10 protein-coding genes are annotated in these 12,257 nt (G+C 44.3%); 3 read left to right on the top strand and 7 right to left on the bottom strand.

Features of this window, described 5'->3' with window-relative positions:
* Positions 1-19: 19 nt before the first annotated feature.
* The gene (locus AAAH86_RS13525) at positions 20-2,089 is read right to left on the bottom strand and encodes a TonB-dependent receptor plug domain-containing protein (protein ID WP_343488180.1); all 2,070 of its coding nucleotides are present in this window, start codon (positions 2,087-2,089) and stop codon (positions 20-22) included.
* A 76-nt stretch (positions 2,090-2,165) separates the two neighbouring features.
* Between AAAH86_RS13525 and AAAH86_RS13520 the strand changes: the two genes are divergently transcribed.
* The gene (locus AAAH86_RS13520) at positions 2,166-2,927 is read left to right on the top strand and encodes an exodeoxyribonuclease III (RefSeq protein WP_343488179.1); all 762 of its coding nucleotides are present in this window, start codon (positions 2,166-2,168) and stop codon (positions 2,925-2,927) included.
* A gap of 48 nt (positions 2,928-2,975) precedes the next feature.
* Complete coding sequence (locus tag AAAH86_RS13515; protein WP_343488178.1) at positions 2,976-4,016, top strand: aldo/keto reductase; 1,041 nt, start codon at positions 2,976-2,978, stop codon at positions 4,014-4,016.
* 247 nt (positions 4,017-4,263) lie between these two features.
* Here AAAH86_RS13515 and AAAH86_RS13510 read toward each other — a convergent pair whose 3' ends face one another.
* From AAAH86_RS13510 to panC, 6 genes are all read right to left on the bottom strand, one after another.
* Positions 4,264-6,432, bottom strand: coding sequence for a pyrroloquinoline quinone-dependent dehydrogenase (locus tag AAAH86_RS13510; RefSeq protein WP_343488177.1), 2,169 nt, complete (start codon positions 6,430-6,432; stop codon positions 4,264-4,266).
* A 31-nt stretch (positions 6,433-6,463) separates the two neighbouring features.
* Positions 6,464-7,825 carry a DNA repair protein RadA gene (gene radA, locus AAAH86_RS13505; protein ID WP_343488176.1) on the bottom strand — a complete coding sequence of 454 codons (1,362 nt, stop codon included), beginning with the start codon at positions 7,823-7,825 and terminating at the stop codon, positions 6,464-6,466.
* 174 nt (positions 7,826-7,999) lie between these two features.
* Complete coding sequence (locus tag AAAH86_RS13500) at positions 8,000-9,142, bottom strand: alpha/beta hydrolase-fold protein (RefSeq protein ID WP_343488175.1); 1,143 nt, start codon at positions 9,140-9,142, stop codon at positions 8,000-8,002.
* A gap of 22 nt (positions 9,143-9,164) precedes the next feature.
* The gene (locus AAAH86_RS13495) at positions 9,165-10,130 is read right to left on the bottom strand and encodes a lysylphosphatidylglycerol synthase transmembrane domain-containing protein (RefSeq protein ID WP_343488174.1); all 966 of its coding nucleotides are present in this window, start codon (positions 10,128-10,130) and stop codon (positions 9,165-9,167) included.
* 1 nt (position 10,131) lies between these two features.
* Positions 10,132-10,482, bottom strand: a complete 351-nt coding sequence (gene panD / locus AAAH86_RS13490; protein WP_343488173.1) for an aspartate 1-decarboxylase — start codon at positions 10,480-10,482, stop codon at positions 10,132-10,134.
* 13 nt (positions 10,483-10,495) lie between these two features.
* Positions 10,496-11,344, bottom strand: a complete 849-nt coding sequence (gene panC, locus AAAH86_RS13485; protein WP_343488172.1) for a pantoate--beta-alanine ligase — start codon at positions 11,342-11,344, stop codon at positions 10,496-10,498.
* 102 nt (positions 11,345-11,446) lie between these two features.
* Here panC and AAAH86_RS13480 point away from each other — a divergent pair, with 102 nt between their 5' ends.
* Positions 11,447-12,256 (top strand): glycogen/starch synthase, encoded by an 810-nt coding sequence (locus AAAH86_RS13480; RefSeq protein ID WP_343488171.1) that lies wholly within the window; start codon positions 11,447-11,449, stop codon positions 12,254-12,256.
* Position 12,257 lies beyond the last annotated feature (1 nt).

Genomic DNA, 12,257 nt, shown 5'->3' with positions numbered 1-12,257 from the left:
ACTCTTTTCTTTATTCTTATCAGAAAGTGTAATTGAGTTGGGCACCCAAATAATAGTTTCTTCCGTTCGAAGGATAATAGTATCGCGGCAGATTACCACCAAATCCAACAGCATTAATCAGCACAGATTGCGCGTAGTTGGTATCAAAAAGATTGTTCACTCCTCCATTGAGTTGCAGTGAAAAGTGATTTGAGAATTCTTTTTGATAGATTGCTGAAAGTGCAAAAAAATGATAGGATTCACTGCTCAATGTATTTGCATCCGTTAAGGGAATCTCATCAACAAATTGATGGTTAATTCGGAAAGAAAAGCTTTCAGAATGGGCCAAGCTGAAGCCAGAACTGATCCTATGTTTGGGTACACCCGTCAACGGATTTCCTGAGAAATCTTGGTCACCGTCCACAAATTCCACAAAACTATGGTCACTGAATGTATATGTGAAATATGGATTTATGGACAGTTTCTCGGAAATGTCGGTACGATGGTAAATCTCGAACTCAAACCCTTGATGCCTTGTTTGGCCTGCATTTTGACCTACAAATTGGTCTTCGCCCACACGTTGGGCGACCAATAGGTCGTTGATGTTCATTCTATAGAGTGCGAACTCGGCCGATATCTTTTCCTTGGGAAAACGGAACCAACCACCTACTTCGTAGTTCACCCCCTTTTCTTGTTCAATATCAGGATTGATAATACCATCTGGTGTCAAGGTCTCTTCCAAACTCGGATTTGAAAACCCACGACTAACATTGACATAGAAATAGCCATACTTGAACAAATACTGCAATCCGAAACTGGGCAAAAGGATGGCTTTGAAATCTCGACGGGCAGAGGTATTGTTTCCATCTGAAAGAAACAGGTCCCTAAAATCATAGGACGTTTGGTTCAGGTTCAAGCCTGCTTGGAAATAAAGCTCTAAAGTAATCGGAAATGTAAATGTGCCAAAAAGGTTGAACTGCCTTCTAAACTCACGGTTTCTACTGATTTGTTCTCCTTGAAGACTGCCATTGCCATTGTTGTCCCGAAAAAGGTTTTGATAGGTGCTCCAATGGTATTCGTCACGATAAAACTCACTACCAAAACTGACTTCGGGCCCATTTAAAAATCTGCCATCAAAAACTGTTCGGAAACCGTAACCGTTGGTAAATTCATCCAAGATATTGAACGGCCTGGGCTCATAATGGTCCAGATATGTGTAGAAAATGCTCGAAGTATTTTTGATAGCATCAGTGAGTTGCAATTTGTTCGAAATACCCATCAATAAATATTTGTTGGCTTCAAAACCTTGTGCTTCCAACCAGTTGGACGCAGCAGCGGTCGGATTTTCCTCAAAATCGGTCTGGTTTAATGAACTGGGAATCTGGGCCGTATAATCAATATAATTTAATAACAAAACGACCTCATTTTTTGGACTGGTATTGACCTTGGCATTTAACAGCAAGCCATCTCGCTCAAAGCGATTGTTCTGCCGATAGCCATCAGTTTCAAAATGGTTATAGCTAAGGCCTAAACTAAATTTATCAAGCTCTGAATACCTAAAAGAAAGATTGTCTTTCAACATATTATAGGAGCCCATGGTGAAGCTATTGGAGAGCCTTGCCTTGCCAAAATCTGGGTCTTTGCTGGTCAGTGTCAATGCACCGCCAAGATTCGCTCCAAGCGTAGTACCTTTCGGCCCCTTTACGACCTCTACAAGCCCCAGGTTTTCTAAATCGAATGCCTCGATGGTTGAAAATCCCGTTCCGTTTGTAACGGGAATACCATCAAAGTACATACGAAGCTTATCGGTGCCAAAAGGGGTGCGGGAGCCAACACCGCGAATAACAATACGGTTGGTATTCAAGGCCCCTGACAAAAAGTTGACCCCAGGAATAATGTTCATGCTCGAAGAAATATCAACAGGTCCAAATCTCTTAATACCGTAGCTTCCTATCACACTTGATGGAGTAATACCCTGTACTTCGCGAGGTGTGAAGTCTTCTATCATCAAAACTTCGATAAGCTCAATCACGCTGTCTTTTTCTTGTTGTTGTGAGACAATCTCAATTGTAAAAAATAGCAATAGGGCACAACAATATATTTTTATCATTTTGGTCATCCTTTCAAAAATAGCTTTAGTTTTCGCAAAGAACAGAAGACAATAGTATTTTTACCAAAAAGGGAAAATGAAAATAGTTTCTTATAACGTCAATGGTATTCGTGCTGCTTTGAACAAAGGGTTTATAGAGTGGTTGAAATCTGTTGATCCAGATGTTGTTTGTCTTCAAGAGACCAAAGCGATGAAAGAACAAGTTGATGTTTCGGTTTTTGAAGAAGCGGGGTATGAGTACCATTATTGGTTCAGTGCCCAGAAAAAGGGCTATAGTGGCGTCGCCTTGCTGTGCAAACAAAAACCCGACCATGTGGAATATGGCACGGGCATCGATTATATGGATTTTGAGGGAAGGAACCTACGCGCCGATTTTGGCGATATTTCTGTCATGAGTATGTACCTGCCCTCGGGCACCAACATGGCCCGATTGGAACATAAGCTGACCTACATGGCAGATTTTCAAAGGTATGCCGACCAACTTCGAAATACCCATGAAAACCTGATTGTCTGTGGCGATTATAATATTTGCCATAGGGCGATTGACATTCATGATCCTGTGCGTAATAAGAATGTATCTGGATTTTTGCCAGTCGAGCGGGAATGGATTGGCAATTATATCGACAGCGGCTTTATCGATAGCTTTCGCCATTTCAATGCAGAACCTCACAATTATACGTGGTGGAGCTACCGCGCCAATGCCCGTGCCAACAACAAAGGCTGGCGATTGGATTATGGCATGGTCAACGAGAGTCTTCGCGACCGATTGAAGCGTTCCGTGATTTTGTCCGAGGCAAAACACAGCGACCATTGCCCGATTTTACTTGAGATAGAATAGGCTTATATTCCTTAAACAATGGTTAATTTTGTGCTTTCTTAATGAGCTATGAAATACACTTTCCTCCCACATACCAACATCCGCGTCAGTAAAATCTGTTTGGGCACCATGACCTGGGGCCGCCAAAATTCTGAAGAACAGGCTTTCGAACAGATGGACTATGCCCTTGACCAAGGGATTAATTTTTTTGATACTGCTGAGCTCTATCCGATTCCCGCCAAAAAGGAATTTCAATCCGTAACGGAGGAAATCATTGGTAACTGGTTCAAAAAGACGGGCAAACGGGAAGAAGTTGTGCTTGCCACCAAAATTGCAGGCAGGGCGGACTTTACCAAGTTCATCCGTACCACGGGATTTAGCAAAGATTCCATCATAGAAGCGGTAGAGGGAAGTCTACAAAGACTACAGACTGATTACATTGATTTGTACCAACTGCACTGGCCCGAACGTAATACGAACTATTTTGGCCAACGGGGCTACAATGCCGAAAGCAGTGATCACTGGGAAGACAACATTCACCAGGTGCTGGAAACCTTACGTGATTTGGTGACCGAGGGTAAAATCAGGCATGTTGGCATTTCCAATGAGACCCCGTGGGGTACCATGCGTTTTTTGGAAGAGAGCAAGGTGCACACCCGATTGCCACGGATGATTACGATTCAGAATCCGTATAGTCTTTTGAACCGTTTGTTTGAAGTGGGATTGTCTGAGATTTCGATGCGCGAAAAGATAGGGTTGCTGGCCTATTCCCCTTTAGCATTTGGCGTGCTGAGCGGGAAATATCTCGACGGCATTGCACCACCAAAATCACGCTTGGCACTTTTTCCACAGTACAGCCGGTATAACAGTGATACCGCTGTTGCGGCCACCAAACGCTACGCTGAGTTGGCCAAAGAACATGAACTCTCGTTGGCACAGATGGCATTGGCTTTTGTGAACAGCCGTGCATTTTTGACCAGTAATATTATCGGTGCCACCACCATGGAACAGCTTAAGGAAAATATTGCGAGCATTGATATCGAATTGTCCGATGAGGTGTTAAAGGGCATCGAAGAGATTCATAATGCCATACCAAATCCCGCACCATGATGATTACAACTACTTTTCTGAAAATAGGACTGGGTCTAATCGTATTGATTCTTGTCGTCATACTTGCGATTTTTTTGGTCACAAGAATGTTTCGCAATAAGCGGTGAATATTTTTTTGAAGATTAGACCTGTTTGAATTTTCCCCTCTTGGGAGGGGATTAAGGGGCGGGTATCCATTCTTTTGAAAGTTTAAGACCCACCCCTCCCAATTTCATCGGGTGTCCCCTCCCAAGAGGGGATTTAACTACTATTTCTTAAGCGAATACGCCCGATACTCATCCCCAGAATCCGTGCCCATTTTACCCCCACCGCAGGCGATGACCAATAGTTGTTTCCCATCGACTTCATACGTGGCGGGAGTGGCATAGCCGCCAGCGGGCAGATCATCTTCCCATAAGAGTTCGCCTGTTTTCATGTGAAACGCACGGATTTTTTCATCTTTTGTTGCAGCGATAAACAAAACTCCACCAGCAGTAATCACAGGGCCGCCATAGTTTTCGGTACCTGAAACGGGGTAGTCTGAGTCGTCAAAATTAGGTTCTTCTCCAAAGGGAATTTGCCACAAATATTCACCCGAGTTCAAATCCAAAGCATTTAAAGTGCCCCATGGCGGTTTCATGATCGGGAAACCTCTGTCATCTTTGAACCGGCCAAAACCTACTACGGCATAAGGCACATCCACCGAAGTTTTCTCGGCCCGATGGTCGGTGTCCAGTTCCATATCAGAAATAAAATGGGCAATGGCATCTATTTCTGAATCGGAAAGATTGGGCATGCCGGGCATGGCACCCTTTCCATTTTTAATAATGGAAGAAACCGAATCCAGTCCGATTCGATTTTTCACGGTTTGTAATTCAGGAATACCCGCTAAGCCCTGCAATTCTCCCCCGTGACATCGAGCACAATGGATTTGTGTCAATGCTTCCCCTGGATGGGAATTTTCAGTGTCATTTTCCGATACTTCTTTCATACGAACAATCCATGCCATTTCGTTGGAGTTCACATACATCACCCCATTTCTCGGGTCAACGGCCGCCCCGCCCCATTCAGCGCCACCATCCGCACCAGGATACAGCATGACCCCTGTGGTATCAATGGGCACAAACTGACCTTCGGAAGTGATGCCACGGAATTTTTCAAGCACTGTGGGCGGATTGATATTCTGGTCCTTGTCCACAAAGTCATCGACAAAGGCAGGTTGGTCGGGGGCGTATAAATCTTTTTCGGTGAGTTTTTGTTTGGCGAATGGTTCGGGCTTGGTGGGCAAGGGCTGGGTTTTATAGGCTTGCTCTCCCCTTAATTTTGAGGAAGGATATGCTTTTTCCTCAATCGGGAACAACGGTTCGCCCGTTACCCGATTGAACACAAAAATATGGCCGCTTTTGGTGACCTGCGCCACTGCGGGGATGGTTTTTCCGTCACGCTGCATATCAAAGAGGTTGGGCGGGGCGGGCAAATCACGATCCCAGAGATCGTGGTGTACCATCTGAAAGTGCCAAAGCCGTTCGCCGGTTTTTGCATCAAGAGCCAGTAGGCAGTTGGCAAAGAGATTTTTGCCATGACGGTCACCCCCATACCAGTCAAAGGCCGCCGACCCGGTGGGAAAATAAACAATTCCCCGTTCCAAATCCACTGCATTGCCCGACCAGCTATTGGCTCCACCAACGGTTTTATAAGCATTTTTGGGCCATGTACCATAGCCAAACGTTCCCGGTTGCGGAATGGTATGGAACGTCCACTCGATTTTACCTGTGGTTACATTGTACGCCCGAATATGCCCTGGGGAAGACCCAGGGCCTTCGCCAACTCGTGTCCCCATAATTATTAAATCCTCAAAAATGGCACCTGGGGTATTGGCGTAAACAGCCATTTTTTCCTTATCACGACCCAGGCCATCACGTAAATCTATGCTTCCATTCTCTCCAAAATTTGAAATGGGTTTGCCTGTTTCGGTTGACACGGCATATAATCGAAATCCGGAAGCTAAAAACAAACGGCTTTCCTCCGCTTCAGTTTGCGACTCCCAGTAACTTAATCCACGATTGAGACCCAAACCAGTATTGTCTTTTTCACCCGGAATAAATTTCCAAAGTTCTTCCCCTGTTTTGGCATTTAGGGCGAACAATTCAATGGCTGGATTTACCCCATAAAATGTATTGCCGATAATCAACGGATTGGTCTGAATCTGGGTCATGCGGCCTTCCTCCAGCCCACCGCTGTTGTAAGTCCACGCCAGTTTTAACTGAGATACATTGGTAGTGCCAATCTGTGCCAGATTTGAAAAATGGGTGCGTGCGGGGTCGCCAAGATAATGTTGCCAAGAGGTGAAATTCGGATTTGAATCCACGGTTTTTGAACTTTCATCCGAACAGGACGCTATTGCCAGTACTGACAATAATAAAGAGAACTTTCGCATGATTAAATATACGGATACACTTGAAAAGTGTTTACCCGAACAACCGCTCGACCACATCCTCAATTTTGGAGACCAATTGCACTTCGACTTTCGGATTTTTAAGTCCGATTTTATTGCTCTTGGAAACAAAAATGGTCGAGAAACCCAATTTTTCAGCTTCCAGAATACGTTGGTCCACTCTTTGTACGGGGCGGATTTCACCTGCTAAACCAATCTCGGCGGCAAAACAAACTCCTTTCTCCACAGGAATATCGGCATTACTTGAAAGAATGGCTACAATAACAGCCAGGTCAATCGCCGGGTCATCAACTGAGATACCACCGGTAATGTTCAAAAAAACATCTTTGGCCGCGAGTTTGAAACCTGCTCGTTTTTCAAGAACTGCCAGAAGCATGTTCAATCGTTTGGCATTGAACCCGGTGGCCGAACGTTGTGGGGTACCATATACCGCTGTACTGACCAAAGCCTGAATTTCTATGAGCAGGGGCCGCATGCCCTCAACAGTGGCCGCAATGGCGGTACCGCTCAAAGCTGTGTCGTTTTTTGAAATGAGCACTTCTGACGGATTGTTCACCTCTCGCATACCACTGCCCTGCATTTCGTAGATGCCCAGCTCTGCGGTGGAGCCAAATCGGTTTTTGAGCGAGCGCAGGATTCGGTAGACATAGTTGCGGTCGCCCTCAAACTGCAGCACGGTATCGACCATGTGCTCCAAAATTTTGGGTCCCGCAATCATGCCGTCTTTGGTGATGTGCCCAACCAGAATTACGGGGGTGTTGCTTTCTTTGGCGAATTTGATGAGCTCGGCTGTGCATTCCCGAATCTGTGAAATGCTTCCCGCTGCCGAATCGATATAATCGGAATGCAAGGTTTGAATGGAGTCAATGACCACCAAATTGGGTTCAAGGGTCGAAATTTGCTGAAAAATATGTTGGGTCTTGGTTTCCGTGAGTATATAGCAATTTTCGCTGTTTGGATATAAGCGGTCGGCCCTCATCTTGATCTGTTTTTGGCTTTCCTCGCCCGAAACGTAGAGTGTCTTTATGGGAAGCTTCAACGCAATCTGCAACAAGAGCGTACTCTTTCCGATACCGGGCTCACCGCCCAGCAAGGTCAACGAGCCGGGTACGAGTCCACCACCGAGTACGCGATTAAATTCTTGGTCTTGGGTATTAATGCGGATTTCTTGGTCACTCGAAATTTCGTTGATGGGCAATGGCTTGGCCACTTTTTTGGCAGCTTGTCCGTTCGACCGCCATGAACTTTTATCCTCTTTTTGAACGATCTCTTCCACAACAGTGTTCCACTGTTTGCACGAAGTGCATTGCCCCACCCATTTGGCGTATTGGGTGCCACAGTTTTGGCAGAAAAAGGCGGTTTTGGTTTTGGGCATTTTTGAGTGATTCCCGTTTGTTGATAAAGGTAATGAGAAGTTTGTAATGGACGGGTTCTACAGGGGTGTAGAAATTTAGTTTAGATGTTTATAAGTTTAAGCTTAGCAAAATGGGAATATCATTTGAACTCTTAAACCTCTAAACTTAGAACAAAACTCGAAACCCGAAACAGATTAATACCCAAAATCAGCCTTCAATGCATCAATTTTTTCCAAAGCCATATCTTTGGTCAAGAAATCGATTTCTTCCATCAAAAAGGCTTTTTCAAAGGCTTTCATGGCCTTTTTGGGCTCTCCGAGCAGTTCAAGGTATTCCCCCTCAAAATAGAAACCGAGCATCGTTTTCGGGAAGGTTTTTTTGCAGATTTCAGACAATGCTTTCAACGAATCATAATCGTCTTTTTTCAAACTGGCGGCGTAGATGGCCATGACATCATTGAGCTCCACCTCTTTTTTGATGCCCAAGAGCTTTTCAATCATCGAATAGCGATTTTCAAGATAATTGATGGCAGGCTCGTCAGAGGTCAATATTTCTTTTTTGTACTCTTTTGGACTGATGGGTCTGAAGGGCATAAAGATTTTATCGAAGGCCTTGCTGATGCCATAAGCTGCAATAGAAAGATGGTCGGGTTCTTCGTATTCGTCAAAATAATAATGGATGTTCTCTTTGGTGATGGATTTCAATGCGTTGTTCAATTGCAGTATACGCTGGCGGTCTTCGGTCTTTTCTTTTTCCAAGACCACATTGTAGAAGATTTCTTGATTCAAATCTGATAAGCGTGCCGGAATGCGGCTTTCCATCTCTGTTGCCAATACAGGAGAAATCGCCAGATAGGCATTGAACAGTGATTTATCCTTGAACAAAAAATAGTTGCCAAAGTTGGCGGTGATATCATAGCCGATGAACATTTTAAAGGGCGCGATGTTATAGCTCGTTTCCAGATAGGGAATGATTTCGGTGCCCAAAAATTCATAGAACAGCTTTCCTTTTTCTGTGGGTAGCCCCGTGGTCTGCTCAAAGTCACAATCTTCCCACCGAATGTCATCCTCGCTTTGGTGAATGCCCACGATGATGGATTGTGGCATTCTGTTGTTGCCGCTATAAAATTTGACATTGGCGACGACAAGGTCGAACAGGTAGTCGGCATCCAACACCACAATCAATGGATATTTCTTTTCCTCCGAATAATCCTCAGGAAAGTAATAGGAAACATCCCTACGTTCCTGCAATTTGAAAGATTCAAAGATTTCTTTCTTGACTTGGGCGTTGCTGGCAAAAGCAACCACCAAGAAAATAAAAAGTAGTTTTTTGGTCATCGGTACGGTTTTGAAAAGAGGACTATTTACCCCTGTTCAATAACGGCAACAACACAAAAGATATTGCCCCAAAGACCACAACCATCAAGGTCTGGGCAATCCACATAATCCACCCGAAAGCATCGCCCGAAACCGATGAAATACCAAAAAGTGTTAGCGAGGCGCTGACGGCGATGGGGTACAGCCCAATGCCCCCATTGGTGGTCGACATGGCAAAGGCGCCGCCCACAAAGGCGACCAACAGTTCACCAAATCCAAGCCCAATGGTCTCTGGCACCGTAAACTTGACCACCCAGAACATCAGTATATAACAGCCCCAGATAAAAAAAGTGTGAAACACAAAAGCCCATTTGTTCTTCATTCGTGAGATACTGGTGACCCCATCCAACAATCCTTTTAGAAAATTCTTCAACTTTAGGGCAAAGCCTGATTTTGCCTTTCTTATGAGAGATAAAAAGACCATGAGACCAATAATGCCTACCGCGAGCACCGCCACTGCCAACACCAAGTTGACGCCTTTTTGGTTTAAAAACTCAATGATAATGTCCGTTTGAAGTGCCAAAGCCACCAAAATGATCAGCAATAACATGATCAGATCGATGACCCTTTCGGTGACAATGGTGCCAAACCCCTTTTCAAAAGGTACATTTTCATAGGTGCTGAGTGCTGTGGCCCGTAAAATTTCACCCGAACGGGGAATGCCCAAATTGGTAAAATAGGCAGCCAGGATAATCAAGATGTTGTTGATGAGTTTGGGCTGATAGCCCAAGGGTTTGAGCATATAGTTCCATCGAATGGCCCTTGAAATGTGGCTCAAAATGCCAATGATCACTGAAAGACCCACCCAAAACGGACTCGCATTTGAGATGTAGCGCAGTATCTGTTTCCATTCTTCTGGAGTGGTCGATTGGTATGAATACCACACTAAAAAAAGGCCCAATGTGATGGGCACTATAAGCTTGAGTGTTTTTTTTAGCGAGGCCCCCAAATCAATTTAACAGATTGGTGGCTTCATTCGGAAAGACCAATGAGGGATTAAAGTTTTTGGCCTCATCTACACTCATCCAAGCATAACAAATAAGGATGAGTACATCGCCTACGGAAACTTTTCGTGCCGCGGCACCGTTCAGTGTAAGTTCACCAGAGCCTCGTGGGCCCGGTATGGCATAGGTTTCGAGGCGTTCACCATTGTTGTTGTTGACAATCTGCACTTTTTCACCACGGATAATGTTGGCGGCATCCATCAAATCTTCATCGATGGTGATGCTACCGATATAGTTCAGGTCGGCGCCCGTCACTTTTACGCGGTGTATTTTAGACTTTACAACTTCTACTTGCATGGGGCAAAATTATTCAATTCAGGGCGATATTGTCGATCAATCGAATGTCATCGGCATAAACGGCAATGAAGGCCCTATATTTTTGGTTCTTTTTTCTTTTTGTGATTGGGGTCAAGGTATGCACATCTGCTATTTCAAAATATTCCAGCTCAAACAGCTTGTTCTTGTCAAAAACATTCTCGACCCAAACCGCAATATCATTAGCACTTTCTGTGCCAAATTTATTTTTGGCAGTTTTTAGGGCATGATAGATAAAACCAGCCTGTTCACGGGTACTTTTTGGCAGTCTTTCATTGCGGGAGCTCATGGCGAGCCCATTTTCTTCCCTTTCGATGGGGCAGGGAACGATTTCTAAAGGAATGTTCTTCGAAGCCACCAATTTTTTGATGATTTGCAATTGTTGAAAATCTTTTTCACCAAAATAGGCCCTATCAGGTGCGACTGCTTTGAACAGGAGTTCAACGATGGTGGCCACGCCCTCAAAATGGCCTTTTCTAAAAGTGCCTTCCATCACCTTTTCCAACCCATCAAAATGATAGGTATCAGATTTTACGTCACCATTGTAGATTTCTTCCTTGGTCGGTGCAAAGATGATGATATGCTCTGAAATGCTTTTCAAGAGTGCAGCATCCCCATCAAAATCACGGGGATATTTTTCCAAATCCTCTTGATTATCGAACTGGGTGGGATTGATAAATATGCTGACCACTACCACATCGTTCTCAGAAACCGCTCTTTTTACCAATGTTAAATGTCCACTGTGTAATGCCCCCATGGTCGGTACCAAGCCGATGGTATGGTTTTTGTTTCTCGCATCGTGAAGAATGGACTGCAATTCGGTTTTGCGCGAAGTAACCAGCATGGTTAAAGATTAAAAGCTCGCAAAAATAGTGTAAATACTATGAATGCCATAAATTTTGTACTTTTGCAGCTACGTTTTTCAGACAAGCTAAAGAATGCGTCTATGAATGGAAAAAAGATATTGTTCGTATCTTCTGAATTAGTGCCATACCTTCCCGAGAATCCAGTCTCCTTAATGTCATACGAAGCCCCTAGAATGGTCAATAGTAACGGTGGCCAAATCAGGATTTTTATGCCGCGATATGGCAACATCAACGAGCGTAGACACCAATTGCATGAGGTAATTCGGCTATCGGGCATGAACCTTGTCATCAATGATATGGATATGCCGCTCATTATAAAAGTGGCCTCGATACCCAGAGAACGTATTCAGGTATATTTTATTGATAACGAAGAGTACTTTAAACGCAAGGGCACTTTTACAGATAAAGAGGGCAATCTGTTTCCCGACAATGACGAACGTGCCATTTTCTTCGCCAAGGGCGTTGTAGAAACGGTCAAAAAATTGAACTGGTCTCCAGATATCATTCATGTCCATGGATGGATGGCCTCATTGGTGCCCCTTTATTTGAGAAGGTACTACGCCGACGAACCCATCTTTGCCGACAGCAAAGTAGTGACCTCTGTTTACGGGCGTGATTTTGAGGGTAACTTGAACAACGACCTCATCAAAAAAATTGCCTTTGACGGCATTGATGAAAGTGCGATAGAAACGCTTGCCAATCCTGACTATAATAATTTGTTAAAGGTTGCCGTCGATCATTCTGATGCGGTTATTTTAGCCACCGAAGAGGTCAGTGACGACTTGAAAAAGCATATAGATGGCTTGAACAAACCCGTTCTATCGTATGTATCACTTCAAGAAACCGAAGAGGCCTACTCTAATTTCTATCAAAACGAGGTTTTAAAATAAT

The organism is Allomuricauda sp. d1, assembly GCF_039592695.1.
Classification (GTDB): Bacteria; Bacteroidota; Bacteroidia; order Flavobacteriales; family Flavobacteriaceae; genus Flagellimonas_A.
Note: the sequence above shows the minus strand (reverse complement) of the source record. Positions and strands in the feature narration are given on the sequence as shown.

What these genes read in the sequence shown, in the direction of transcription:
- AAAH86_RS13525 (WP_343488180.1), bottom strand. Translation starts at nt 2,089, where the DNA reads ATGATAAAAATATATTGTTGTGCCCTATTGCTATTTTTTACAATTGAG.
- AAAH86_RS13520 (WP_343488179.1), top strand. Translation starts at nt 2,166, where the DNA reads ATGAAAATAGTTTCTTATAACGTCAATGGTATTCGTGCTGCTTTGAAC.
- AAAH86_RS13515 (WP_343488178.1), top strand. Translation starts at nt 2,976, where the DNA reads ATGAAATACACTTTCCTCCCACATACCAACATCCGCGTCAGTAAAATC.
- AAAH86_RS13510 (WP_343488177.1), bottom strand. Translation starts at nt 6,432, where the DNA reads ATGCGAAAGTTCTCTTTATTATTGTCAGTACTGGCAATAGCGTCCTGT.
- radA (WP_343488176.1), bottom strand. Translation starts at nt 7,825, where the DNA reads ATGCCCAAAACCAAAACCGCCTTTTTCTGCCAAAACTGTGGCACCCAA.
- AAAH86_RS13500 (WP_343488175.1), bottom strand. Translation starts at nt 9,142, where the DNA reads ATGACCAAAAAACTACTTTTTATTTTCTTGGTGGTTGCTTTTGCCAGC.
- panD (WP_343488173.1), bottom strand. Translation starts at nt 10,482, where the DNA reads ATGCAAGTAGAAGTTGTAAAGTCTAAAATACACCGCGTAAAAGTGACG.
- panC (WP_343488172.1), bottom strand. Translation starts at nt 11,344, where the DNA reads ATGCTGGTTACTTCGCGCAAAACCGAATTGCAGTCCATTCTTCACGAT.
- AAAH86_RS13480 (WP_343488171.1), top strand. Translation starts at nt 11,447, where the DNA reads ATGAATGGAAAAAAGATATTGTTCGTATCTTCTGAATTAGTGCCATAC.